The 26,786-nt window shown below is 51.6% G+C and carries 24 protein-coding genes; 1 reads left to right on the plus strand and 23 read right to left on the minus strand.

The annotated features are described in order from the left end of the window. Positions 1-400: 400 nt before the first annotated feature. The 13 genes from HPY90_RS06305 to HPY90_RS06365 all read right to left on the minus strand — a co-directional run bounded on the left by HPY90_RS06305 (position 401) and on the right by HPY90_RS06365 (position 15,220). Positions 401-2,365 (minus strand): sigma-54-dependent Fis family transcriptional regulator, encoded by a 1,965-nt coding sequence (locus HPY90_RS06305; protein WP_287192500.1) that lies wholly within the window; start codon positions 2,363-2,365, stop codon positions 401-403. 849 nt (positions 2,366-3,214) lie between these two features. Then, positions 3,215-4,492 (minus strand): MFS transporter, encoded by a 1,278-nt coding sequence (locus tag HPY90_RS06310; RefSeq protein WP_287192503.1) that lies wholly within the window; start codon positions 4,490-4,492, stop codon positions 3,215-3,217. 187 nt (positions 4,493-4,679) lie between these two features. After that, positions 4,680-5,822 (minus strand): acyl-CoA dehydrogenase family protein, encoded by a 1,143-nt coding sequence (locus HPY90_RS06315; RefSeq protein ID WP_013176232.1) that lies wholly within the window; start codon positions 5,820-5,822, stop codon positions 4,680-4,682. Between the two features lie 39 nt (positions 5,823-5,861). Then, a complete protein-coding gene (locus HPY90_RS06320; protein WP_287192505.1) occupies positions 5,862-7,082 on the minus strand; it encodes a CaiB/BaiF CoA transferase family protein in 1,221 nt (406 codons plus the stop codon). 99 nt (positions 7,083-7,181) lie between these two features. Further along, a complete protein-coding gene (locus HPY90_RS06325; RefSeq protein ID WP_287192508.1) occupies positions 7,182-8,489 on the minus strand; it encodes a thiolase family protein in 1,308 nt (435 codons plus the stop codon). A 156-nt stretch (positions 8,490-8,645) separates the two neighbouring features. Further along, a complete protein-coding gene (locus tag HPY90_RS06330) occupies positions 8,646-9,425 on the minus strand; it encodes an SDR family oxidoreductase (RefSeq protein ID WP_013176236.1) in 780 nt (259 codons plus the stop codon). 33 nt (positions 9,426-9,458) lie between these two features. After that, positions 9,459-10,304: a 3-hydroxyacyl-CoA dehydrogenase family protein gene (locus HPY90_RS06335; protein ID WP_287192512.1), complete on the minus strand. Its 846-nt coding sequence runs from the start codon at positions 10,302-10,304 to the stop codon at positions 9,459-9,461. A 20-nt stretch (positions 10,305-10,324) separates the two neighbouring features. Next, positions 10,325-11,116: an enoyl-CoA hydratase-related protein gene (locus HPY90_RS06340; RefSeq protein ID WP_287192516.1), complete on the minus strand. Its 792-nt coding sequence runs from the start codon at positions 11,114-11,116 to the stop codon at positions 10,325-10,327. Beyond that, positions 11,091-11,531, minus strand: a complete 441-nt coding sequence (locus tag HPY90_RS06345; RefSeq protein ID WP_013176239.1) for a MaoC family dehydratase — start codon at positions 11,529-11,531, stop codon at positions 11,091-11,093. The genes HPY90_RS06340 and HPY90_RS06345 overlap by 26 nt, the downstream gene beginning before the upstream one ends. A gap of 557 nt (positions 11,532-12,088) precedes the next feature. Beyond that, a complete protein-coding gene (locus HPY90_RS06350) occupies positions 12,089-12,538 on the minus strand; it encodes a universal stress protein (RefSeq protein WP_287192519.1) in 450 nt (149 codons plus the stop codon). A 402-nt stretch (positions 12,539-12,940) separates the two neighbouring features. Continuing rightward, complete coding sequence (locus tag HPY90_RS06355) at positions 12,941-13,759, minus strand: methyl-accepting chemotaxis protein (RefSeq protein WP_287192561.1); 819 nt, start codon at positions 13,757-13,759, stop codon at positions 12,941-12,943. Between the two features lie 86 nt (positions 13,760-13,845). Next, the gene (locus HPY90_RS06360; RefSeq protein ID WP_287192522.1) at positions 13,846-14,955 is read right to left on the minus strand and encodes a magnesium chelatase ATPase subunit I; all 1,110 of its coding nucleotides are present in this window, start codon (positions 14,953-14,955) and stop codon (positions 13,846-13,848) included. A 34-nt stretch (positions 14,956-14,989) separates the two neighbouring features. Beyond that, positions 14,990-15,220, minus strand: a complete 231-nt coding sequence (locus tag HPY90_RS06365) for a hypothetical protein (protein ID WP_013176243.1) — start codon at positions 15,218-15,220, stop codon at positions 14,990-14,992. Between the two features lie 513 nt (positions 15,221-15,733). On the opposite strand from HPY90_RS06365, the gene tnpA reads away from it, so the two are divergent. Then, positions 15,734-16,027, plus strand: a complete 294-nt coding sequence (gene tnpA, locus HPY90_RS06370; RefSeq protein ID WP_287192528.1) for an IS66 family insertion sequence element accessory protein TnpA — start codon at positions 15,734-15,736, stop codon at positions 16,025-16,027. Positions 16,028-16,490: 463 nt separating this feature from the next. On the opposite strand, the gene HPY90_RS06375 is transcribed toward tnpA, so the two are convergent. The 10 genes from HPY90_RS06375 to cbiB form a co-directional block, all read right to left on the minus strand. Next, a complete protein-coding gene (locus HPY90_RS06375) occupies positions 16,491-17,234 on the minus strand; it encodes a 2Fe-2S iron-sulfur cluster-binding protein (protein WP_287192530.1) in 744 nt (247 codons plus the stop codon). 12 nt (positions 17,235-17,246) lie between these two features. After that, entirely contained in the window at positions 17,247-19,064 is a 1,818-nt protein-coding gene (locus HPY90_RS06380; RefSeq protein ID WP_287192533.1) for an NADH-quinone oxidoreductase subunit NuoF, read from the minus strand. Continuing rightward, positions 19,042-19,584 (minus strand): NADH-quinone oxidoreductase subunit NuoE family protein, encoded by a 543-nt coding sequence (locus tag HPY90_RS06385; protein WP_287192536.1) that lies wholly within the window; start codon positions 19,582-19,584, stop codon positions 19,042-19,044. Before HPY90_RS06385 ends, HPY90_RS06380 begins: the two co-directional genes overlap by 23 nt. Then, positions 19,585-19,854, minus strand: a complete 270-nt coding sequence (locus HPY90_RS06390) for a MoaD family protein (protein ID WP_287192538.1) — start codon at positions 19,852-19,854, stop codon at positions 19,585-19,587. 18 nt (positions 19,855-19,872) lie between these two features. Continuing rightward, the gene (locus HPY90_RS06395; protein WP_287192539.1) at positions 19,873-21,678 is read right to left on the minus strand and encodes an aldehyde ferredoxin oxidoreductase family protein; all 1,806 of its coding nucleotides are present in this window, start codon (positions 21,676-21,678) and stop codon (positions 19,873-19,875) included. A 2-nt stretch (positions 21,679-21,680) separates the two neighbouring features. Continuing rightward, positions 21,681-22,160: a 4Fe-4S dicluster domain-containing protein gene (locus HPY90_RS06400; protein WP_287192542.1), complete on the minus strand. Its 480-nt coding sequence runs from the start codon at positions 22,158-22,160 to the stop codon at positions 21,681-21,683. A gap of 360 nt (positions 22,161-22,520) precedes the next feature. Then, positions 22,521-23,930: an NADPH-dependent glutamate synthase gene (gene gltA, locus HPY90_RS06405; RefSeq protein ID WP_287192545.1), complete on the minus strand. Its 1,410-nt coding sequence runs from the start codon at positions 23,928-23,930 to the stop codon at positions 22,521-22,523. Continuing rightward, positions 23,906-24,745 carry a sulfide/dihydroorotate dehydrogenase-like FAD/NAD-binding protein gene (locus tag HPY90_RS06410; RefSeq protein ID WP_287192548.1) on the minus strand — a complete coding sequence of 280 codons (840 nt, stop codon included), beginning with the start codon at positions 24,743-24,745 and terminating at the stop codon, positions 23,906-23,908. Before HPY90_RS06410 ends, gltA begins: the two co-directional genes overlap by 25 nt. A 271-nt stretch (positions 24,746-25,016) precedes the next feature. Then, entirely contained in the window at positions 25,017-25,661 is a 645-nt protein-coding gene (gene cobU / locus HPY90_RS06415) for a bifunctional adenosylcobinamide kinase/adenosylcobinamide-phosphate guanylyltransferase (RefSeq protein ID WP_287192551.1), read from the minus strand. Continuing rightward, positions 25,661-26,632: an adenosylcobinamide-phosphate synthase CbiB gene (cbiB, locus tag HPY90_RS06420; RefSeq protein WP_287192554.1), complete on the minus strand. Its 972-nt coding sequence runs from the start codon at positions 26,630-26,632 to the stop codon at positions 25,661-25,663. The genes cobU and cbiB overlap by 1 nt, the downstream gene beginning before the upstream one ends. Positions 26,633-26,786: the final 154 nt, after the last annotated feature.

Below are 26,786 nucleotides of genomic sequence, written 5' to 3' on the forward strand. Positions count from 1 at the left end.
GTCTATCGTATAAATGTAAGGGCTAGGGAACATGCAGGGCCATAATAGCAACAATGTTGCAGATTACGACTCTTCTTGCGGCGTGTTTATAAGCAACGCGCTTGGAAGGAGCTTCCTGTGTGACATGAAGGGGTGGAAGTTGGAGATATAAACTTGTTGTCCATTACCTGAGATTTACGTTCTCCGGGTTTTGTCCGGGAGCATGTCTGCAGCCCTCTTAGCTTACGAAAACATCCTGACCGTATATAATAGGCAGGCGACGGCGGATTACGGCTTACATTGAGGCGGTACAGGCTTCCATAGAATTACCGGGAATTTCGACCCAAATAAAAACTGCGACCGTCACAGTCGCAGCAAACGCAGATAATAATTTCCCCAATGTAACTAGAGAGTTGCAACTTCATACAATACTGTACTTTTGCATTTTTCGATACAGGCTACTCCTCGATATCCCAAGTTCTTTGGCGACACGACTCTTATTATCTTTAAACTTCCGCAGGTAGTTTCTTATGAGTTGCTCTTCTACGTTATCCCGGGAAGGCGTCTTTTCCCATACAGGAATATACCCTTCTTGACTTTGGATTATATCGAAGGGCAGAACATCTACTGTTATTACCTCTCCAAGCATCATACTAATTGCCCGTTCTATTACATTGCTCAGTTCCCTGACGTTACCAGGCCAGTCATACCCTAGAAGCACATCCATAGCTCTGTCCTCAATTCCGGCAACTTTCTTTCCCATCCGCGGACCTATGGTCTTCATAAAATGCTCGACAAGTTCCGGAATATCTCCTTTTCTTTCTCTCAACGGAGGTATCTGTATAACAATTACGCCAAGGCGATAGTAAAGGTCCAGTCGAAAGCGGCCTTTCCTTACCTCATCCATAAGATTCTTATTAGTGGCTGCAATTACCCGCACGTTAACAGGAATTACCTCCGTTCCCCCCAATCGGACAACAGTACCTTCCTCCAGCACCCGTAGCAACGATGCCTGAAGATCTAGCGCCATTTCTCCAATTTCATCCAAAAAGACCGTACCCTGGTCCGCGAGTTCAAATTTCCCTGGGTTGCCTCCTTTGCGAGCTCCCGTAAAGGCGCCTTCTTCATATCCAAACAATTCACTGCTAATGAGTTCTCTGGGTAGAGCAGCACAATTTATAGCAAAAAACGGCTCACCCGCTCGGCTACTCGCATTGTGAATGGCTTGAGCAAGCAAATCCTTCCCTGTTCCGCTTTCTCCCAGTAGCAACACATGTGAATCAGAGGTAGCCGCCCTTTCTGCCTGCTTTACCGCACTTTTAAAATTGCTACTGCTCCCAACGATGTCATCAAACGTGATCTTCGCCCGTGCTCCTGCTACCCGTTTTATCAGTCGCCTGTACTGCTGCATGGCTTGAAGAATAACGACCTTCCCAAGTACCTGGTCATTGCGATCCACCAAGGGTGTACAACTGACCGCCAGCTTGACTGTTTCATCCGTTTTGCGCAGAATCAACGGTTCGCTGCACAGTTTTTTGTTATCGGCCAGCTTGGCTAAGAATAGCCGGTTTCCCGATGGAACTAGGGCGCACAACCTCTTCCCCAGTGCCGTCCGGGGATCGAGGCTCAACATTCGGGCTGCCAGGCCATTCATATGCGTCACTCTTCCCTCTCGGTCCAAGGTTATAACTCCGTCCGACATAGAGTCCATGATAATGCTCTTATACATGTTGGCCATCTCACTCTCCTGGTAAGCCTGGCACAAGGCAAGCTGCCTCTCTATAGACCTCGCTGCGGCTACAGCCATTCCCAATGTATGACGGTTGACAAGCTCAAACGGACCCGTGATGTCAAGCACCCCGATAACGTTACCATCACTGTCAAATATGGGCGAGGCCGAACAGGTAGTTATAGTTATGGTCGCACACAGGCAGTAATGTTCGTAGCCGAATACCTGCACCGGTTTGCCCAGGGCCAGTGCCAACCCCACTGCATTAGTACCCATGACTTGCTCCGACCAGTTCGCTCCTTCGCTAAAGTTGGCCCCGGCTGTGAATTCCAGTTCCCACTTGTCGCCTATCCTTTTGAGGAGGTACCCGTCGCCATCCGCCAGTGTAAAAGCAAACCCTGAACCTTCAGTGAACTTGAACAGGTTCTGCATGCTCACCGTAGCCTCTTCGAGTAGTGCCCGGTTTTTTATGCGCCTTTTCTCCAACTCTTCTGCACTAAGGACATGATGATTCTTGCGTTTAAACGGGTCTACCCCATAAGCCCGGCTCCTGGCCCAGGAATCCCGTATCTCCTGGGATACTATAATTCCCTCACACTCCCCCTTTTCCCGCAACACCTTCCAGATACGAATCATTTCCTTTTTGTCCCCGTGCATCCGTCTATTCTCCCTCCTTTCCAGAATTCCTCAACAACCCCCCCATCATGCGAATTATTTCGGCCGCACAGACACATTCCGCCTAGTCCCATTATAGCATGCTTCTGTTTTCGACATTAAACTACTACAACGGAAAGGCTACGAGTACCCACCTGATAGCCCAGCCGGAACAAGAAACTGCAGCATATGAACTCACTTTTTTGCGAATCTCGCCAAATACCTATATATTGCCAAAACCTGCTACTTATATAAAAGACAGGCTGAACGATTGCATGGGAGCGCACGGTTCCGTAATGTGGGCGCTAGAGTCTTTAGCTATTCAGGGGAAGTAAATTGACAACTTATCCCAAACGGTTTATCCTTATGCTTATTAGCCCATAAGATACCAATGGGAGAAGAAACACAACCGTTCAGCCATCTTTAATTTCCATCTTTGCGGTCCTACATCTGTCTTCTGACTACCACGAACGCCATAAACAACATCACTGCCATGCATACTAAGTAAATAGACCAGTAAATGAGACTATCCACCAAAGGTACATTACCTGCTGGGAAATTTGAATAGAAGGTTGAGGTCACTCCCACAGCTATAATCCCAGCCGCGATCCTGTACGTCCATGAATTAACAACATTCTTCCACTTAGGTTTTGACTTCACCATATTATCACCACCAAGCGACGCCATAACCCGTATGATTGGCTGTGCAGTCCTTTTCCCGACTTAAGACCAGGGCTCACACCCCCCATTGCCACATCCTTGTTTCCGGCCTTTGGGAGGACCCGTGTGTTGTCACAGTGTAGAGTGTGGCCCCAGCACACTGCTACAGGCCACACTCTACAATCTTTTCCGCTAAGCGCCTGCGCCAGACGATACCGCCCGTTGTCCCACCTTTTTGATAGTCTCTGGAAGGAGAGCAAGGGGCACCAACGAACACAGGTACAAAACCGCCGTAAATCCTATGGCCACGGTCATTGAAGTGGCGGCAGCGATAGCACCCATAATATAAGGCATAAAGAATGACGTCATCCGAGCCAAGTTGTAGATGCCATTCACCGCCGTAGCCCGAACCTCAGTCGGGAAGAGCTCAGACATGTAGCCGCCGTACATGCCAAATATCGGATAGGTGATAAAAGCATATATCGGTGCAAATGCTAGCAGTGTTGAGCCGCTCTTAATGGATACAAATATCAACACTGCCACGAAGGATGCTGCGAGGGCGAAATAGGCGGGCGGCTTCCGTCCCCACCTGTCGGCAATAAAGGCAAAGACGATGTAACCTACGACGCCGCCACAGTTCAACACTAACAGGTAGTTCATAGCCTTAACAATATCTAACCCTCTGTCAGTGGCGAGCCAGTTGGGTATCCAACTCATTGAACCCCAGTAGGCCAGTAGTGTAAACCACACTAAACCGAACGCACATATGGTACGCCGGCGTAGTTCAGGAGAGAAGAGCTGGGCAATATTTCCAAGTTTGACCAGCCCCTGGTGGGCTTCGTGTCTTTTCTTCAGCCAAGCTTCAGGCTCGGGAATTACTATCTTAGCAAGAATAGCAATGACAATGCCAATAGCTCCGAAATAGAACAAAGGCCTCCAGCCGTAGCTGGGGATTACCACTTTAGCAAGCTGCGCCGCCAACATCGGACCAAAAGCAAAACCCGTTTGAATCACTGCCGAACACATGATCCGAAGGCGAGCCGGCATAATCTCGGCAACCAGGGTATTACCCACGCCCCATTGGGCCCCCAACCCGATACCAACCATTAGCCTTAGAAACAGCATCATACCTAGGGAGTTTGCAAAAGCGAAACAGACTGTGAAGATTGAATACCATAACAGGCAGTAAAACATCACGTTTACCCTGCCAAACTTGTCGGACAACCAGCCAGACAACAAGCCACCGATTCCCGCACCGAGCAGAGGAAACCCAAGAACCAACCCTAAAGAAGCCGCCGGAATCTTTAGGTCGGCCATCATCGCGGTGGCGGATACTGACACGAGCTGCCAGTCCATAACGTCCAGGATGAGGGCTATCCACGCGAAAATCCAAACTACAACCTGGATAGCTTTTAACGGAGCATGCTCATCGGGAATAGGAATATACCTTTGACCGTACGCACCTTCCACTGCACCATCTCCTCCTTACCAAGTTGATTCTTGCAGAACCCTTTGTGCTTTTACCAACCTATGTCCCCCCTCCCTTCCCGCTCCCTGTATCTCAGTACAGCCCAACGGGCGGTTACAGCTCCGCCGCTAGGCCGTACCGATTACCGTATTTTTGGGGCCTTTGAATACCTCACGCTGTGATAACGATCTAGGCAAGTATTCTACCCGAGATAACTACCCTTTGTATCTGCTGGGTCCCCTCGTATATCTGAAGAATCTTTGCATCTCGCATCAGCTTCTCCACCGGGTATTCTTTCATGTATCCATACCCGCCAAGGACCTGTACCGCGTCTACTGCGACCTTCATCGCCACGTCACCTGCGTACAACTTAGCCATGGCTCCCAGCTTCGGATCCGGGTTGCCGTGATCAATCTCCCAAGCCGCCTTCCAGACCAAAGCACGGGCGGCCTCGATTTCCGTTGCCATATCCGCGAGCATGAAGGCGATAGCCTGCTGGCTGGCGATGGGCTTACCAAATTGAACCCTTTGCTTGGCGTAGTTCAGTGCTTCCTCGTATGCTCTTCGCGCAACCCCGACCGCCGCTGCACCGATGCTCATCCTGGTTCTGTCCAGCGTTTGCATAGCGATCTTAAATCCTTCTCCTTCTTTACCGAGAAGGTCTCTAGCAGGTACCCGCACTTCATCAAAAATGACCTCGGCAATATGGGACGCCCGGTCGCCCATCTTGTCCTCCACTTTACCCATGGAAAGGCCCGGGGCATCTCCAGGCACCAGGAACGCGCTGATCCCCTTAGTCCCTTTGACAGACCGGTCAGTTTTCGCGAAGACAGTGTACATGTTGGCGATTCCCCCGTGGGTAATGAAGCACTTAGTACCGGTCAGAATGTACTCGTCACCCACCTTTCTCGCGAAGGTGTTCATACTCGAAGCGTCAGACCCAGCGTTGGGCTCGGTTAGGCAAAACGCTGCTAAGACCGGAGCCTCTCCAAACTGCGGCAACCACCGGTCCTGTTGCTCCTCCGTGCCAGCAATGAGGATAGGGGTGAGCGCGAGGGTGTTCCCATCCCAGGCTCCACTGACTCCAAGACATCCATAGGCAATTTCTTCTACGAGGATTGCCTCGGTTACATGGTCCAGTTCTAGACCGCCATACTTGGCGGGGAGGTTGAAATTCCACAGACCGATTTCGAAAGCCTTCTTTATGATGTCCCACGGCATTTCACTCTTGCGGTCTAATTCGGCCGCCACCGGAATTATTTCATTCCTGGTAAACTTGCGGGCCAATGCCTGCATTTCTTTTTGTTCGTCAGTAAGTTCAAAGCTGATCAAAACAGCCACCTCCGTTAATGAATACCTTTCCACGAATTCTCATTTCTTTCTGGTAATGAACCCGTCACCAATGACACCGTCTTTCAGCATCTGCTCTATGTCCGCTTCACTGTAGCCTAATTGTAGAAGCAGCTCCTTCGTGTGCTGCCCCTTAAACGGCGGAGGCAGCTCCGCTATTGCTTCGTATGCCCCGAATTTAATAGGATTCCCAGGCACTTTCACTTTTCCAGCTGTAGCATGTTCATACTCAACTAGCATGTTCCGGGCTTTAGTATTTTCGCTTTCTACAATTTGCGGTACATCCAGAATCGGCGCCACCGCCACCCTGGCGTCCCTTAGTATCTTCACCACTTCATCCATCGTATAATTAGCCATCCAGTCATTGATGATAGCCGTCATTTCCTCGATGTTTTCCAGTCGGGCGGCATTACTGTTAAATTTGGGGTCGGTAGCAAGTTCCGGACGTCCCATAGCCCGGCACATGTTACCCCACAGCTTTTCATTGGACGCTACTACTCCTACAAACCCGTCTTTGCAGACATAAACGTCATAGGGTCCCCCATCCGGGTGCCGGCTCCCCATGCGTTGCGGGACCCGGCCACATATGGTATAGGCCGGTACGGCGTTTTCCAGACAGGTAAAGATACAGTCTACCAAAGCGATATCGATGTGCTGCCCCTCCCCGGTCAGACTGCGGTAGTGAAGAGCTCCTAGGATTCCGATGCAGCAGTATAGACCTGCAATTACATCGCCAATAGACGAGCCCACCCGCAGCGGCATGTCAGGGTATCCCGTAATACTCATCAACCCACCCATCGCCTGGGCTAACATGTCGTACCCGGGGAGCCTGCTTAGAGGACCATATTGACCAAACGCTGAAGTAGACGTGTATATAATATCTGGCTTCACGGCCTTGCATGCTGCATAACCTATTCCCAGCTTGTCTGCTACCCCGGGAGCAAAATTCTCCATCACCACATCAGCCTCGGCAATGAATTTAAATGCTATCTCGCGAGCTTTTTCGTACTTCAAGTTCAGCTCTATACTCTTCTTCCCCCGATTAAGCCCGATGAAATACGTGCTTTCCTCCGTCCCGGGTGCGAAGGGCGGCCAGCTGCGCTCATTGGTGTTAGGGCCGGTATCCTCGATCTTTATAATTTCGGCACCCATGTCTGCAAGAATCTGTCCCGCAAACGGACCGGTATACACCCTAGTAAAGTCAACTACCTTTATTCCTTCAAGGATCTTGGTCTTGGCCACAGGTCTTCCTCCTCCCTTTTCAGGCTTTCGTCTAATCGGGAAGGCTGGTGGCCCCCAAAAAGGAGGCCCCCACCTTCCGCAGGGCTATGGATGAGGTCGTTATTCAACCCAGATTATGCAACCTGCTCCTTGAGTCAGCCCGCCGCATATTGCACACGCAGCGTAGCCGCCCCCGTTTTCCTTCAAGTTATAGGCAGCAGTCATCATGATGCGTGAACCACTGGCCGTATTAGCATGCCCCACCGCAATGGCACTGCCGTTGACATTTAGCTTGCTCTTCAATTCCTGGTACTTGCTATCGTCGTTATCTAGGATGGGCTTGGTCGACGCTTCCTTAACCATCTCGTTGTAGTCGCTAGTCAGGAACCTCTGGTTGGACAGGAGTTTTGTTGCCACCAGTGGAACGCAAGCAAAGGCCTCGTTAATCTCGATGAACTTCATATCGTCGATGGTTAACCCGGTCACGTCCAAGCACTTTTTGATCGCAAATGCCGGGGATACGGGCATAATCCGGGGTTGAAGCGCTATTGACGACATGGCTACCACTGTATACAGGACGTCCAGCCCTAACTGTTCGGCCTTTTCCCGCTTCATGAAGATTTGTGCGCAAGCCCCGTCGTTCATGCCCGGGGCGTTACCCGCCGTTACCGTAGGATTGCCAAATATAGGCTTTAACCTGGCTAGTTCTTCAATTTTGACGTCAGGGCGATATTGCTCGTCAATCTCCAAAACCTTTTTAGACACTACATTCCCTTTCTTATCCTTCTTGACCAATTCCAGCGGAACCATTTCCTGCTTGAAGAAACCCCGTTCGTAGGCCTTGCCGTACTTAACGTGACTGGCCACTGCGAACTCATCCTGTTCCTCTCTGGATACTCCGTATTCAACAGCTACGTCCCCAGAGTCAACTGCCACCGGAGCGTAATCCTTGTATCCTAGAGGAATTATGGGATCCTCCACTAGAAATGACGTGTGACGTTTTCCTTCCCACCGTATGCCGCGGAGAAGAAACGGAACCGTACTAAAGCTGGTAGCACCACCAGTCATGACTACCTCGGCTTCGCCCAGTTGTATACTACGGCACCCATATTTCACTGCATCCATTCCAGAGATACAAGCTTGGTCAAATGTTACAGACGGCTTTTCCGGCGGAATGCCGGCCTTCAACATGCTTTGCCGAGCAACAACCGGGGTGTAGGGGTCCTTACAGTTAGTGGTATCGCCACACCCCCACCAGACTTCGTCGATCAACTCCGGGTCCATTTTTATCCGTTCCAGGGCGTTCTTCATGGCAATGGCACCCAGGTCATAGATATCGATGTCCCGCATTGACCCGCCAAAACGACCGAACGGAGTCCTTACCGCTGATACACATACTAGGTCGTCCTTGCTCTTCTTAAAACTCATTCACTTCCATCTCCTTTCGAAACGTTGCTAAAAGGGTTATAATAAACACCAACCCCACATATGAGATAAGGGGAGGGTGGGGTACCAGCGTTAGAACCATCCCTTAACGGGAATGACAACTTTGATACCCCATCTCTTTGGAAGGAGGGCTCCAGGTTACATCGCCACCCAGCCACCGTCGACGCTTAACACCACGCCTGTGCAGTAGCTTGCCCCGGGAGAAGCGAGAAACAGGGTGGCAGCCTTCAATTCATCATCGCCACCAAAACGGCCCATGGGGATGTACTCTAACATGAGTTGCTCGCTCTTGTCCAACGTCCCCTGGGTCATTTTGGTAGGGAACCATCCAGGGGCAAGCGCGTTAACGGTGATGTTGTACTTGGCCCACTTGACTGCCAGATCCTTAGTCAGGCCAGCGATGGCCGCTTTACTGGCTTGATACGCCACCGCGTCCATAATTTCAGCCTTGGCGCCTACAAATGCTGCCAGGGAAGCCAGATTAATTATTCTTCCATACATTTGCTTGGCCATGATTTGACCTGCTTTCTGGCACATAAGCCACGAACCGGTCACATTTGTATTAATGACCTTGTTCCAACCATCGATCGGGTAATCCAAGGATGGGGCCCCCCACGTGGCTCCAGAATTATTTACCAAAATATCCACTCGCCCGAATTCTTTCATGACCTGCTCATAAAGAAGATCAATTTCTTCGGCCTTACTAACGTCACACCGGGCCGGCATCACCTTGACCCCTAGTTCCTTTTCCATCCGTTGGGCTGCTTCTTCACAGCGGTCGAGCTTGCGGGCAGCTATGACTAGGTTGGCCCCGGCCTCTCCCAGCGCGTAGGCCATTTGAACTCCTATCCCTGCCGCTCCTCCGGTAACAATAGCCACCTGACCGGACAGGTCAAACAACTCCTTGACGTTTCTCATTCGGTTACCCCCCTTCATTACGACATATAGCGCTTAATACTCATAGAATCCCTTGCCGGTTTTTACGCCCAGCAAGCCGGCCAGGACTCTCTTCTTTAGCAGAGGATGCGGTTTGTATTTAGGGCCAAAATCTCGTTCCATCGTCTCCATGCCATGCATGGCTATTTCGGCTCCCACCAAGTCCAGCAACTTACAAGGCCCCATCGGATGGCCTGCGCAAAGCTCCATAGCTTTATCAATTTCTTCAGGTTTGTTGCCTTCTTCCACCAGCTTTACGGCCTCGTTCATGAGTACGTCTAGCAACCGGCTGACGATGAAGCCTGCGTAGTCTACAGCAATAGCTGGTTCTTTCCCAATCTTCTTGATGTATTCCAGAGTGGTTCCCATGGTTTCATCTGACGTGAGCTGCCCGCGAATGATCTCTACACCTTTCATAAGAGGCACCGGATTCATAAAATGAATGCCTATAACCTTGTCTCCTCGCTTGGTTACGCTGGCAATCTCCGTGATAGGCAGAGCAGACGTATTGGTGCCAAGGATAGCCTCGGGTTTGCACAGCTTCTCGAATTCTTGGAACATTTTCTGCTTGAGTTCAAGATTCTCAAATACGCACTCGATAATCAGTTCAGCATCTCGGCAGGCTTCCTCAAGCACCGTGGTAAACGTGATGCGCTCCATGGCGGCCTTCATGTCCGCCTCACTCAATTTCCCTTTGCTAACCAATTTCCCCAAGCTTTTCTCAATAGTACTCTTGGCTTTGTCAAGGGCAGTGCTGTAGATGTCCTGCAGGACCACGTTGTAGCCAGCTACAGCGCTTACTTGCGCTATTCCGCTACCCATAGCACCAGCACCGATGACGCCGATGTTCTTTACTTCCATAGTCAGTCTCCTTTCTCAACTTATTTGTCCTTGAATGCGGGTTCGCGTCGCTCTATAAACGCGGACATGCCTTCAGTGTGGTCGTCCGTACCAAAGCACTCAGCAAAACATTCGATCTCAAACTGCAGCGCCTTGTCCAAGTCCATACTAAAGCCATGATTAAAGGCAACCTTTGCTAACATCAAAACGGGCATGGACTTGCTGGCGATTTTAGCTGCTAGCCCCAAAGCTTCCGACATTAATGCTTCTGCTGGTACGACTTTGTTGACAAGACCTATCTCATAAGCTCGTTGCGCGTCAATTATCCCTCCGGAATACACGAGTTCTTTGGCTCTTCCCATCCCGACTAACCGCGCCAACCTCTGCGTGCCACCACCACCAGGAATTATCCCTAGATTGATTTCCGGTTGGCCGAACTTGGCATTCGAAGAAGCAATTCTTATATCGCATGCCATGGCTACCTCGCAGCCCCCACCTAACGCAAAGCCATTAACGGCCGCGATAACTGGCTTGGGAAAAGTCTCAATTTTCCCTTGTGTTCGGTTAGCCAGCATGGCGAACTCTCTGGCCTCCAACACTGAACACTCTTTCATCTCGGTAATGTCTGAGCCGGCCGCAAAAGCCTTTTGTCCTTCGCCGGTTAGGACAACCACTCTAGCGCGAGGGTTGTCCCTCAGTTCGTCGAACACTTTGCCAAGTTCTGTGAAGACCTCGCGGTTAAGGGCATTCAGGGCATGCGGCCGATTAATAGTTACGATTGCTATACCCTGGTCATCAATGCTACACTTAACAGACTTTTGCTTGTCCTCCATCTACACGACTCACCTCCTTTCTCGGCATCATTAGGGCTTCACCATCCATGACAATGACGCCATCCTGGTTTTGGCACCAGGTTCTCAAGCGAACTTTATTCCTTTGAGCATCCTTTTCTATCACCTCCACCATCGCGGTGATAGTGTCTCCAACGTATACAGGTTTGGTAAACTTTATAGACTGTTGCACATAAATGGACCCCGGCCCCGGCAACTGGGTACCCAGGACATTGGAGATTAAACCTAACCCGAGAACGCCGTGGGCTATGGGTTTCCGAAATGGGGTCTCCGCGGCGAATTCACGGTTGACATGTACCGGGTTCATGTCACCCGTGATACCAGCAAAAAGGTAAACGTCAGTCTCACTAACTGTCTTGCTGAACGCAGCCTTTTCCCCAACCTGTATCTCGTCCATCGTTTTGCCGCCCAACCCTCTCGGCCCCCTTTCTGATGTTATAAACAAATCGTCGCTTTTGGTTTGTGCAAGAAGCGTGCCAATCGTTACTTATGTTTAACACCAAACCGCATACTGTGTATCGTCTCCACGCGCAAAAGTCTAATCTTATGAATGTGTTTCTTTCTGATACATAGTGATTGTGTCAACATGTTTCATCTGTCCGCCATATTAATGAGCCGCATTTTACCCAAATAGCTACTGTATATAGCAACGTTTTGGAACCCTGTGCGCGCATACTCTTTTCCGCAAGTACCTGTCCAATTGTCAAGGTGACTGTATCTAATGCAAGGTCCTTGCCAGTCCCATCCCGCGCGTCAAGGTACGTACTTTACGGGGCTGTCAATACTTGGCGGATAGAGATGTCTCAAAGCGACACAGTCGGGCATTGTCAACTATGGCCCGTAATGCCACAAAGCGGGCGATTCCTTGCTAAACTCAGAAAAAGAATTGGTTAAATAAAAAAGCCGTCTTCGTTCCTCGAAGACGGCATCTCGATCCACCTGAAAACAAATCTGTTAATGTACGATAAGTACGGGACAAGAAGCTAATTGCAGAACCCGGTTGCTGACACTTCCTAGTAATAACCCACCTAGACCTCCCAGACCGCGCCTGCCCATAACAATCAACTCGTAATTGCCCTTCTCTGCCGTATCACAGATTACCTGCGCGGGATTCCCCATCCCAACCTCAACAGTGGTCTGTACGCCTTCCGATTCTACCTCTTTACGAGCCTTGTCAAGGATAAGTTGCCCAACCTTGTGCCACTCATCTATCAAATAATCGGGAATCTCAGGCGGCAGCATGGACCCTGTGAAGTCAACACCAGAGTAATCGAAAGCAGGTGGGCGGACAACATGTAGCAAATGCACCTCCCCACCGCTCTTGCCCGCGATATCCATTGCAGCGCGGGCCGCCTTAACTGATTGTTCCGAGCCATCAATGGCTACCAATATCTTTTTGAACATAGACAATCGCCCCTCCTCTAGTTTCGGAATATTTTTCATTGCCAGCTAAATCACGCTATATACATACCCCCTTCTATTTCACAATATTACCCGTCAATATCTACCGCATGGATACGATCGACCTCTACTCCGGGAGGAAAAGCTGACCTAGCCAGGAAAACCCGGTATAACGTAGCGTTTGTAATTTATGCAGACACTCTTCTTAGAAATAGTCCTGGCTTATACAGTCCTGCATGCAATTCTCTTGCCATACGTCGGTCTTTCTCTTAACCTCTGTTCGAAACACCATTTTAAAAGTATGCAAACCCGCCTGCGTCCCACAACAGTACACCTAATATCGTCTATTTGTGTCCTAGCACGGGACACTCCATTAACAACGCGGCACGCATGCGTGCAAGTATTTTATAGCCGTTTGGCAATATCTAGTAACCCATTGGTGGTTGCTTCAATCTCCTGGAGGGATGAGGACAGCTCTTCGGTGGAAGCCGCCTGGCGAGCAGTAGAATCACCGGCTTTAATAGCCGCGGTAATCATATCTTTTACCTGTTCCTCAACATTAACCAGGGTATGATTAATGTCTTGGGTGAGATGCCTGACGCCGTCCGCCAGCTTTCGTATTTCCTCTGCGACAACGCCAAATCCCCGTCCCTGTTCTCCGGCGCGAGCAGCCTCTATAAGCGCATTAATTCCAAGAAGTTTCGTCTCTTGCGAGATTTCTCCAACGCGCTTTAATAACGCCTTGACCTCATTGACCGCGTCACTTACCCGGTTAGCTAGATTCGAAATGTTCTGAGATTGCACCGCGACTTCTTCGGCGCCTGAAGCCACCTCCTGTGAGGCGAGGTTTAACTGCTCGATAGAAGCATACAGCGTCTCGGAAATATTGACTATAGCTACCTGGTTCTTGCGGCTCCGGGACAGCCCAAGTACACCTACAGGCTCGTACGGGTTGTCCGGTTCGAACAAAGGAACCGCTATCACATTGGCCTCAACCCCATACACCTCAGGGGGAACAAATTTGCTTACCACTTTCTTGGTTCTCAATGCTTCTACAGCCGCTCCGCCTTCCTGAAGAGGATCCCCTACCCCAAAAAACTCTCCCGGTGAATCTTCCCCCTTGACCATTCCCACAAATTTCTCGGTGTCAGTAACCCATATACAGATGCCAGTTGTACAGAAATGCCTAAGTTGTTCAAGCTTATTGCAAAAGTCTTCTACCATTGAGGTCACTGGCGTTTCACCCTCCTTGAAACTTATTCCCTTGTGCTTGCTCTTAACGGTTTGACATCACGGCAATGGATATCATGTTATCCTCCTGAGCCAGCCTTCTCCACCTCCTGTTTTTTTCCAAGTAAGTTCAGTATCCTCTTCCTTGGAGACTCGTGACTGAGGCTATTGGTTATCTTGAGGAAGGTATCACCATCTACCCGGTGCTTGAGCGCCAGAGGAACCATGTTGATTACGTCACTGATGTTAACCTGCTTTCGCTTGTGTAGTACACTGTACAGAATGGCCCCTTGCTGGATAGATTCGACAGCCCGCAGGCTCTCCAGGTTGTGCTTGACATACATCCGCGCGATAAAGTCGCGGAGATAGTCCGGCATCTCCGCTACCTTGTACATCCTGGCCATCTCAACTATCTTCTTGCGATACTCGGCGTTAGCCGAGTTTACTTCTTCCGCATCCACTCCCGTCTTGGCCTTCCGGGCATTCAAAAGCATTTGCGCGACTACTTCCACCGACGCCGCTCTTCCCATGTAGTAGACCATGTCAAATCGATCCGATAGCTGCCTCCGCACCTCTTCCAGGGGCCCCGGTTCCTCGTCAGGGTTGGAAGCCGCCCACACCGATACCATGATGGGAATTTCTACTACTGGGAGGCCCGCTTCTTCGATCTGTAGCCTGCCCGGCTTGTTGCCCATTACGTCCAGCAGGATATCGGTTATTTCCGGTGAAGTGTCAGCCAACCGGTTTATCTCGTCAATGAAAAGTATCCCCCGGTGCGCCTGCGGTATGATGCCGGGCAAAAGAGCCGCCTGCGGTTTGACCTGGTCAGTTATCTTCGCCAAGTCGATGCTCCCCGCTACCGTCCCCACTTTGGCGGAATGCGATATCTCCAAAAAAGGCATCGGTATTTCCTCTATCCCAAGAGACCGTATCTCTTCCGTTCCTAGGTGCCTGTGTACTGGACAGTGCGGATTCTCCGGGTCACAGTTATATATACAGCTCTTAATCCTTCTAATCTTCGGTAATATGTCCCGGGCCGCCCGCATTATCGTGGTTTTCCCTGCTCCTCGTACTCCTTCGGCATGTAGGTGAAAAGCTTCCCCGCAGTAGGTGGATATGATAGACATCTCAACCAGGTCAAATAGCATCCGGTTCCCTTCGTGCCTGGCAAGTTTAAAATACGATTTCATAACATCACTCCGTTCCTATCAACCTGGTCCCCGTTTATAGATACGGGACTATTATGTATATAAGCGCTACAACGAGAGCACCCAACAACAGGTAGATGCTCAGTCGAAGGATATCCACTGAATATCTCAGTATTCCGTCAAGGTCGTGTATGGTTACCTCTCTCTCCTCTTGCCCATCGTCACCAATCTCCCAGTCATCGTGCACAATCTCTTCAGATGTAATCTTCTTTACCGCCGTCCCGTCCCAAATTTTCCAGTCCTTCATACGTGCCACCTCCTCTGCTGGCATTCGGCCATGTACGCTGCAATTTTGTGCGTTCAGCGATCAGACTGCTTCTTCCAACGGTTAAGCAATATACGTGCCAATGGTCACCCGAAGAACTGTCAAAGAAAGTCTAAACTTAGCGCATTTCACTTTTGGCTACTAATACTTCATGCCCATTTGTCGGAACGCGTGTGTCACACGTGGACACTTGTACGAGAGTCTCTCTGTCCCATTTCAGGTCATATTGTTTCTGCAAGCTGGTGGGCATACTGGACCGTCTCGAAGATAGCGCATGTACATTCCTATCTCGAAACGTGCCATAACAGGGGAGTTTGGCACGATTTTTGCTGAAGATTACCCTATGTGTGGAATGTAAATGTAAAGGGGGAATAGCTAACTTATTCGATCGGGTTTCTAGCAGACCCCTCGAAGTGCGCAGCGATTCGCCATAATCAACAGGGCTTTAGCCCCCTTTTCCCACTATCCTGTCTTACTCCCGGGAGGAACAGCAGCATGACCGTAAAGCAAAAAGCGTACACCGCCAACCAAAAGGTAGATCTCATACTCCAATTTTTGAGCTCAGGAAAAAGCCTTTCCGAATTCTGTGCCCAACATCAAATAAAGCAGGATGAATTCCGGACATGGAAAAAGCAGTTTTTCCAAGCCGGGCGCGACTCCCTGCGCTACGGGATAAGCTTCAGCACTTACAAGAAGCGCCTTCAGGAGTTGGAAGAAAAAATTGAGCGTTTGGAGCTCGACAACATAATTCTTCGTGCAACTATCCGGTTTCTAAGAGAACGCGGCTAGCTTGGTTCTCGAGCAAGCCAAAGTTGCCCTGTACGATAGGGCAAGGGGTGTGGTTTTCAATCCACAGCTTCGCCGCAATTTGAAACGTTTCATCATAACGTGGCTCGCCACTTTTTACCAGTTCTACCCAGTGATTGTCTTTAGTCTTACGACAATAGAGGGGTAATACCCCTCTATCGTTCTTAACCTGAGTTGCCGCTGTTAACGTCCAACCTTTTACAGGCCGCGTTCTGCCCACAGCAGCTCCGCTTGCTCTGCCCACTGGGACGCATACTCATCCAGACCGTTGGCTAGTTCCTCGACATCAACCGGCAATACTTGCGTTGAATTCTTGGTATAATTTCAATTAACTAGCAGAACCCTCCAAAAGAATTCTACAACCGCCGATGGTCAGGGAGCGAAATACGTGAGCACACAAAAAACGGCCTGCACTTTTCAGTGCAGGCCGTTTTTTCAAGCGTCTTCATTGTCGAACGTAATCCTTCAGCCGCTTAGCCGCTTGGTGGCGACGGCAGACATCACATACTTCGTAATCAGAAGTAATCCTATCCAGTTTGCTTCTAAGATAATCTAACTGCTCCTTCGTTCCCACTACTCTCCCGCATTCCTTACACCGCACCAGCTCAAAATCCCGGTGCCAGATAGTACGGGTGTCCGACGTTTCCCGAACCTCGATGGCTCCCGCAGGGCAAATCTGGGCACAGGCAGCGCAGCCGATGCAGTCGGCTGAAGCCTCGTCGTAAGGAGTCCCGATGCGCTTGCTGGTACCACGAAACACGGCGGATATGGCGCTAGCCCCCATTTTCTCGCAGGCTTTGACGCACAGCCGGCACAGAATGCAGCGTTCTCCCTCATTAGGCTCGAGCAAGTTGGCCTCGCACCCGTACTCAACATACATTTTCTGCATGATTTCGCTGGCGGGAGCCTCTTTATAGAGGAGCATGACGATATTCTGCCTGATCTTTTCCACAACCGGGGTCCTGGTCTTGACCTCTACCTCCTCGTTGATGGGATAGGTACAGGACGCAACCAGTTTCACCTCGGCTCCTTTTCTTACTTCGACCAAGCACATCCGGCAGTGCCCCTGACCTCCGAAAGCTTCATGGTAGCAAAGGGTCGGGATAGTGATCCCTGCTCTTCGGGCAGCGTTTAGCAGTATCTCTCCTGGCTGGACTTCGAGTTCTATGCCGTCAATCTTAATTCTCATATCCCTACCCCCTTACCTCACCTTGACTGCCTGGAACTTACAGTTGTTTATGCACTCGCCGCACTTGATGCACCGGTCCTGGTCGATAACGTGTACTTCCTTGATCTCACCGGAAATGGCATCAGCCGGGCAATTCTTCTTGCACAGCCCGCAACCGGTACAAAGGGAAGCGTCGATGTAAAACTCGGTCATGGATCGGCAGACCCCGGCCGGGCAACGTTTTTCTACGATATGCGCCACATACTCATCCCTAAAATACCTCAGTGTAGACAAAACCGGGTTAGGAGCAGTTTTCCCTAGCCCGCACAAAGAAGCGACCTGTAATGTCTCACCTAGGCTGGACAGAATTTCCAGGTCCTCGGGGTGGCCCTGGGCGTTGCAGATTCTCGTCAAAATCTCCAGCATGCGTCTAATCCCTTCTCGACAAGGCACGCACTTGCCGCAGGATTCACCGGCCAGAAAATTCAGGTAATACCTCGCTACCTCCACCATACAGGTCCGGTCGTCCATGACAATCATGCCGCCGGATCCCATCATGGAACCGACGCTGGTAAGTGAGTCGAAGTCCACCGGAAGGTCGATGAGGCTGGCGGGGATGCACCCTCCCGATGGTCCTCCGGTTTGTACCGCTTTGAACTGGCGGCCGTTGGGTATACCCCCGCCAATATCGAAGATTATCTCGCGCAAGGTCGTCCCCATGGGCACCTCAACCAAGCCGGTGTTATAAACCTTGCCTACCAAGGAAAAAACCTTCGTCCCCTTGCTCGTCGCCGTCCCTACCCTGGCCCACTCGTCGGCTCCCCGGTTAATTATTACCGGCACGTTTGCCCAGCTCTCAACGTTGTTGATGACTGTGGGCTGCCCCCATAGACCTTTTTCCGTCGGATAAACGTATTTGTCCCGGGGCTCCCCAACATTCCCCTCGATGGAAGCGAGGAGCGCCGTTTCCTCGCCACAGACGAAGGCCCCACCGCCCCGAACTATTTCGATGTCAAAAGAAAACCCGCTCCCCAGAATGTTGTCTCCCAGATAACCGCTCCTGCGCGCGTCTTCGATGGCACGTCCTAGGTTGACCACCGCCAGGTCGTACTCGTCTCGCACGTAGATAAAACCGGCCGCGGCCCCCACCGCGTAAGCACCGATGATCATGCCCTCGATAACGCTGTGCGGATCTCCTTCCATTATACTGCGGTCCATGAAAGCACCGGGGTCGCCTTCGTCCCCGTTACATACCACATATCGCGGTTCTGCCGCCTGTGAAGCGCAGGCTTTCCACTTAAGACCGGTTGGGAAACCCGCTCCCCCCCGCCCGCGCAAGCCCGAGCGCTGAACCTCGTCGATGACCTGCTCCGGACTCATGCTTTTCAACACTTTTGCCAAAGCCTGGTACCCGTCTCGGGCAATGTAGTCCTGGATATTCGCCGGATCTATCTCCCCGATATTGCGAAGAGCCACTTTAAGTTGCTTGGTATAAAAGCTGATCTCCCGGTGAGATTTGAAGTACTTCTTGGTCTTAGGATCCCGGTAAAGAAGCTTCTTCACTACTTCCCCTTTTTTCAGCGTTTTATCCACTATGGCTGGAACGTCACTTGCCTTGACGTTACAGTAAGTTATATCATCGGGCACTATTTTCACCAGAGGACCTTTTTCGCACCAGCCGTTACAGCCTGTAGCCTTGGTATAGGTGCGGACTTGAAACTCGCCTCCTTCAGCCTCCAACCGCTTCTGCAACGCCCGGAAGACGTCCATGCTGCCGTTGGCCAAGCACCCGGTCCCGCAACAAACCAAGACTGTCCTGATGTTCGGTTCAAGCATCGCTCGTTGGTCCATCGGCAAGCCCTCCATACTGCTTTATGATTTCCCTCATTGCCGCCGGAGTCACTTTGGGATGTACTTTTTGATTGGCTACCAGCACCGGCGCCAAGGCACATGCCCCCAAGCAGTTGACGGTTTCCAGCGAAAACTGGCCATCTGGTGTGGTTTCCCCAGGCCTGATACCTATACACTTGTGGATTTCATCTAGTATCACCTGGGATGACTTGATGTGACAAGCAGTGCCGTCACACATCCTGAAATGAACCCGCCCCCTGGGCACCAAGCTGAAAGCCTTGTAAAAAGTAGCCATGCTGTAAACCAGGCTTACAGGTGCACCGACGTAAGCCGCAGCTATTTCCAGGGCCTCTTTGGGCAGGTAGTTAAACCTCTTTTGAACATCCTGCATAATAGGAAGAATATACCTCTTTTCGGCCGGGTATTTATCGATGATAGGCTGAACGTCACCGCGGATCCTTTCGCGCGTCTCTTCTCCCATGTTTGCTTCATCCCCCCAGTCCCACAAAAGTATTGCCATCTAGCCCCCGGCCAGCCGGGGGAAGATGGCAATAGTGTCATCCTCATTTACAACAGCTTTTGACCCGCCTAAGTGTTCTACCGCATGACCATTTATCATCACCATTACATCGCGGCTTAACTGACCATCGGGAAACACCTTTTCTCTAAACGCGGAACCGTACCTCGCTCCGAGTTCCCGTAAAACCCCCTCTAGATCAGCTGGTCCGTGGACCTCGGTTTCAGTACAACCTGTTACTTTACGCAGAGTAGCAAAAAACAGCACCTTCATAAGCGTCACTGCTTCTTTCTAGGCTAACCCTAACTGCTCCAGCTTGGCCGGAGTCGGCACCCCGTTTTCGTCCCAGCCGCGGAGTTCGTAATATTCTTTAAGCATGTCTTCGAGCCTTACCACCTGTCCAGCATGAGGACCACCTTTCATCGGCTCTTCCAGGAGTCGTTTGGGCAACACATCGTCCTGCCTGGTAAACCCGGCCTTGAGGTTGAACAGCCGTTCCAGGTTCCATATGCGCTCTCCTGCAAGTAATACAGATTCCTCCGTGTAATCAACCCCGGTTGCAGCTCGCATCTCGGCTGTCAGTTCCGGAATCCCTATGGCAAAGGTAGCAAACAAACAGGTACCGGAAGAATCACATACAGCCGTTATATCTTGAAAAGCCTTGGTCCAAGCAGCTTTGCCTTCGGTGGTATCTGGGTCCAGCTTCTCCGGAATACCCAACACCTCCACCGAAGTCATATACCCGCGCACATGGCAGCCGCCGCGATTGGAGGTAGCGTAGTTCAATCCGATCCCCTGCAAGGCCCGTGGATCGTAGGCAGGCAGTTCCTGTTTCTTCACGGTCATCGAAAACTCAGGATGACCAAAAGACTCAGCCAAACGGTAGGAGCCTTCGGCCAACTGGTTGCCAAACCCTTGCCTTAAAGCCGTCTTTTCCGCCAGGTCTACGACCGCGTCCATGTTACCCCAGACCAGATCCCAGCCCACCGTACCTGCATCCAGATAACCTTTTTCGTACAGTTCCATAGCGCAGGCGATGGTACCGCCGAAGGTGATAGGATCCATCCCCATTTCATTACATAGGAAATTGATTTTAGCTATCGCTTCAAAATTGTCATTTCCAAGGTTGGAACCCAAAGCCCAGGTAGCTTCGTACTCTGGACCTTCCCCGTACCCTTTGAACTTTCCAGCCGGCACCTTGGTTACCCGCCCGCAGCCCATGTTGCAGCCAAAACAGCCTTTGTTACGAACCAGGTAACGTTCGGCATGATACTCCCCGGATATCTTCTCCGCATAATCACAAGTAGCAGCCTGGCTGAAGTTCTGAACCGGCAAACCACCATGCTGGTTCAGGATATTAACCAAAACATTTGTGCCATAAAGAGCCAGCCCTTGTCCGGTAACCGGGTGCTGGGCGAGCATCTGCCTGGCTTTGTCGATAGCCTCCTTAAAACTGCCGGGATCCGCCACCCTGAGGCCTCTGGTCCCGCGCACGGCAACAGCTTTCAGGTTCTTGGAACCCATCACCGCCCCAACCCCTGAACGCCCCGCTGCCCGGGAATACTCGTTAATCACACCGGCGAACTTGACCAGGTTCTCTCCTGCCGGACCGATGCAGGCCACCTTGGCGTCTTCGTCCGTTTCTTCCTTAATAAGGTCAGTGGCCTCGGACACGGTTTTTCCCCAGAGCCTATCTGCCCTGCGTAATTCAACTTTCTCGTTCTCAATCCATAAATACACGGGATAAGGAGATTTGCCTTCAAAGATGATGCCGTCATACCCGGCAAACTTGAGTTCCGGTCCCCAGAATCCTCCAGAATTAGAAGCGGCAATAGCTCCAGTAAGGGGGCCTTTACAGATGACGTTGTACCTGCCAGCTGACGCAGCGGCGGTACCGGTAAGAGGACCGGTCATAAAGATGAGCTTGTTCTCGGGAGCGAGGGGATCGACCAACGGGTTTACCTCACGAACAAAGTACCTGGTGCCCAACCCGCGCGCCCCTATAAAATCTTGGGCATCCTTTCTCGATAAAGCTTCCTTCTGGATGGTTCCATCGGTCAAATTAACCCGCAGGATTTGTCCAGTCCAACCGTACATAACTAGACCACCTCCCGGAACAGTTCCCTAAACTTGCTCGCTGCCAGCCTCTTCTTAGCAGTATTTGCCGCCGTATCCGGTACATAACTTATAGCTCCGGAAGGGCAGTACTTAGCACACTGAGGATCTCCGCCACAAAGGTCGCATTTCAGTATCCGATCGAGCTCTAGGTCGAAAGTGTTGTTACCAAACGGGCACGCGTTAGTGCACATCTTGCAGCGTATGCAACGGCTGTAGTCGACCATAACCGCTCCGGTCGCGAAATCACGGTATACTGCTCCTACGGGGCATACCTGCATACAGGCAGCATTGCTACACTGCAAACACATCATGGGAACTGAGAATCCATCCTTGTCCCAGGTGATAACCGTGACCCGCGCGCGAGCCGGATTAAACTCTTTCTCATGGAAGAAGGAACATACCAGCTCGCAAGTCCGGCACCCGGTACACTTTTCAGGAGCAATCGTGAGTATTTTGTTCATACAGTCCTGATTTCAATGTAAAATTGAAATCAGTCTTCACCTCCTCGTTCGGGTGTGTTTCTTAGCTACGACCCCGGACATTTCGCAAGGCGTCAGTAATGAGCTCTCACCTCCCCTTCTCGCCCTGCTCAGGCCAGCAACTGCCGACAGTGACCTTCGGCTTTGGCACGTGCCAGCAACAGGGTAAGGCCTTTTCTATCACGACGAAAGCTTGTTACTAACATTCTAGCACCAAAGCTTGCAATGTGTCTTACAATTTTATCCCATAAAAAAACCCCGGCACTGACTGGACATCGTAATCAACCACTTAGCGCCAGAGTAAAATACAGTTTTGATTCGATATTTGTTGAGGTAGCAACATCATCCCTTATTATTCTGTAAATAATCGTGGATGGCCCGGGCAGCTTTCTTGCCTGCCCCCATCGCTAAGATGACGGTTGCGGCACCTGTGACCACGTCTCCCCCGGCAAACACCCCTGCCATCGAGGTCTCACCGGTTTCTTCTTTTGCCAGAATGTTGCCCCTACGATTGGTCTTTAATTCTGGAGTGGTCTGTGGAATGAGGGGGTTTGGTCCCTGCCCAATAGCCATGACTACCGTATCTACCGGCATCTCGAACACCGCCCCCGGTATGGGTACCGGGCTCCTTCTTCCTGACTCATCCGGTTCCCCCAGCTCGTACCGTTGACAAATGATAGACATGACTCGCCCTTCTTCGTTCCCCTTGATCTCGATGGGACTTGCCAGGAGCTCGAATTTTACCCCTTCCTCGCGGGCGTGTTCGATTTCCTCCCTCCGGGCTGGCATCTCCTGGAACGTGCGGCGGTACACGATATACGCCTCAGCACCGAGGCGCAGTGCAGTACGGGCTGCATCCATAGCCACGTTGCCACCGCCGACTACCGCTACCCGCTTCCCCACCCTGATAGGGGTCAGGTACTGGGGGAATTTGTAAGCCTTCATCAGGTTGTTTCGGGTGAGAAATTCGTTGGCCGAGTATACCCCGTTCAGGTTTTCCCCTGGAATATCCATGAAATAAGGCAAACCTGCTCCTGTGCCTATGAACACAGCGTCGTAGCCCTGCTCCAAAAGTTCTCCGACACTGGCCAGTTTTCCCACCACGTAGTTGGTCCTGATCTCAACCCCCAGCCGGGTGATGTTCTCAATTTCGCGAGCGACGATAGCCTTGGGGAGTCGAAACTCCGGGATCCCGTAAACCAGCACTCCTCCCGCTATATGGAGGGCCTCAAACACCGTGACTTTGTATCCCATCAGGGCCAGGTCCGCTGCCGCTGTCAACCCCGCCGGACCCGACCCGATCACCGCTACCCTCTTCCCTAAGGGATTAATTGCCTGAACCTGGATTGGCTCTGGCTGGGCCATTTCCCAGTCCGCCACGAACCGCTCCAATCTCCCTATAGCCACCGGTTCGTGCTTCTTGCCTAAAGTACACTTGCTTTCACACTGGTTCTCCTGGGGACAAACCCGGCCGCAGATGGCAGGCAGGTTGTTCTTCTCTTTTATCTTTTTTATTGCCCCGGCGAAATCTCTTGCTGCTATCATTTTTATAAAAGCTGGGATATCAATCTCTACCGGGCATCCTTCTACACAGGGGCTGTTCTTGCACTGTATACACCGGTTGGCCTCGGCTACCGCTGTCTCTTCCGAATACCCCAGCGCCACCTCGTCGAAGTTGTGGCAACGCACGGCAGGATCCTGCTCCGGCATCGGGTGCTTTTGGGGAATTATCTTCTTGCGCTCTCCTGACACCTGCATCCCCCTCTTTCCATGGCTATTCTTTCTTCCTCCACGAACATCTTCGCCCGTTTTAGAACCAGTTCCCAATTCACTTGATGCCCGTCGAATTCGGGTCCGTCCACGCAGGCGAACCTGGTCTTACCCCCTACTTCAACCCGGCAAGCCCCGCACATGCCGGTGCCGTCGACCATTATAGGGTTGAGGCTGACCACGGTCGGGATGGACTCCGGTGTAACCCGGCACACCTCGCGCATCATGACAGCAGGCCCGATAGCCACTACCCGGTCTACCTTCTCCCGGTTCAAAACCTCCACTAGAATATCGGTAACAAACCCTTTAATCCCGTAACTGCCGTCATCGGTTGCGACCAGAAGCTCTGAGCTCACGTTTCGCATTTCGTCTTCCCAGACCAGCATGTCGCGGGATCGGGCTCCGATTATCGATACTACCCGGTTGCCCGCCTCCCGCAGAGCCCGGGCTATGGGAAATACCGGGGCCACGCCGACCCCGCCGCCAACACAGACTACAGTTCCAAATCTTTCAATCTCGGACGGACAACCCAGCGGGCCGACAAAATCCAAGATGGAATCACCGGCCTGTAACTCTCCCAACAACTCAGTGGTTTTCCCAACTTCCTGAAATATGATGGTAATAGTCCCTTTTTCGCGGTCAAAGTCCGCTATAGTTAAGGGGATCCGTTCCCCCTCCTCATCTATGCGGAGGATTATAAACTGGCCCGGCCGCGCTTTTGGGACAAGCTCTGGAGCTTCTACCTCAAACAATTTGATGCGGGGAGCCAGTTCTCGTTTGGCAACAATCCGAAACATCCATTTCCCTCCCGTCCTGCCTCCATGTCCAACACAGTGGCCAGCGATTACTTATCAGGCGCAAGCCTTTAAACGGTATTATATTACCCGCCCGTAAAGCCTGCAACAATGTCCACAGTATACTTCTTGTCTACTTTATTCGGGGGGTCGATCAGGGGGACGGTTCTTCTGGATCACATGGATCACAAGGGGACGGTTCTTCTGTGTCTGATTCCGTGAATCAGACACAGAAGAACCGTCCCCTTGTGATCGGTACTTGTGATCGGTTTCCCTATTTTATCCGGACGGGGATGCCGCAGACCACCAGGTATACTTCATCCGCTTCCGCGGCAACCAACTGGTTCATCCTGCCGCAAACATCGCGAAATAAACGACCTAACGGGTTATCGGGGACCAAGCCCATACCCACTTCATTGGTCACGATTACCGCGGTGCTTTCTATCTCGCGTAAGGCTTTGACCAATGACACAACTTCCTGCTCAATAGCTTTCTCCACGGTTTCCGCTTCTTGCGGGGTTACGCGGTCAAAGTCCTTCACCGCATCCAAAAGCAGGTTGGTCACCATTATGGTGAGGCAGTCGAGCAGAACTGCTTCTCTGAACAGCCGGGTCTCCCGGATGAGACGAGCCAGCCCGGAGTATCCTTCTAAGGTCCGCCAGTGCGGTGGCCTCCTCGTCCTGTGCCTGTTTATACGGTCTTGCATCTCTTCGTCGATGGGCAGAGCGGTGGCGACGTACAAGACCCCGCCTCCTTGTTCCTGCAAAAGATGCTCGGCCCACCTGCTCTTCCCGCTCCGCGCCCCTCCGGTCACCAAGACCAGCCGGTTTTCCGTTTTCGCCTCCTGCCTCTTGGGTGCCGGCAAAAACAAACGGTCACTGCCTTCAAAACCAAAAGGACGCTGTTCCCCCTTTGACACTACCAACCCCCCCTTACACCTATGAGGCCAAGGCCGAGACTCAAAGCCAAAAGCGAGGTTATGTACATGAGTACGATGGCTTTCGGTATATGCTTTGGTTGTACCCCACCTAATCCTGACCCGATGAGCGGGTGTTCGACTAACCGTCCCTGGTAGTAACAAGGCCCTCCCAACTGCACACTCAGGGCTCCAGCAAAGGCCGTTTCTGGGTAAGCGCTGTTAGGACTTTCGTGCTTGTGGCGGTCTTTTATTACTGTCTTCAGGCTTAGAACAAAGTCCTGCCTGCCCAGAAGAGCAGACAAAGGCACCAACAGCCAACCAGTTAAACGGGCAGGAATAAAATTCGCCAGGTCATCCAGGCGGGCTGAAGCCCAGCCTAAGTACAAGTAACGCTCATTTTTGTACCCCACCATCGAGTCCAAGGTGCTTACTGCCTTGTAAGCGATACCCAAAGCCGGTCCACCCAAGGCCAGAAAAAAAATGGGAGAAACCACAGCGTCTACCGTATTCTCAGCTATGGTTTCGACCGCCGCCCTGGCCACCTCGTTCTCGTCGAGCTCCGCTGTGTCCCTGCCCACCACGTTGGCCACCAGCTTCCTCGCCCGCTGCAAATCCCCTCTTACGAGTTCCCGGTAAACCACCCGCGTTTCCTGGTCCAGACTGCGGGTAGCCAGTACGGTGTAGGCAAACCAAACGCTTAAACCATGAAAAAGCCAGGGATGGATACGGCCAGCACAAAATAGCAAGAAGGCCACCGAAAAATAAGCGAAACCCACTACACTTACCGTTAAAATCACTCCTGCTAACCGCTCGCCCCCTGGGGACGGTGGAAATACCCGGCGCAGTAGGCCTTCCGCCCGGGCTATGACTCTTCCCAATAACCTAACCGGGTGCGGCATCCACCGGGGATCACCTAAGAAAATATCCAGCAGGTACCCGGCTATGAGATGGGCCATGGCAGTAGAAAACATGAAAACCCTTCTCCCTGCATGAGCCACAGATTAACACAGACCCGGCACTCAACCTGAAGCTCAACAACGAACCTTGACATTGAGCCCTTACCGGGCAACACAACGGCTTTTGGTCCGTTGAGTGCCGGGCAGATGCACACAGATAACTCAGAAT

This window comes from Syntrophothermus sp., from assembly GCF_013314835.1.
Lineage (GTDB): Bacteria > Bacillota > Syntrophomonadia > Syntrophomonadales > Syntrophothermaceae > Syntrophothermus > Syntrophothermus lipocalidus.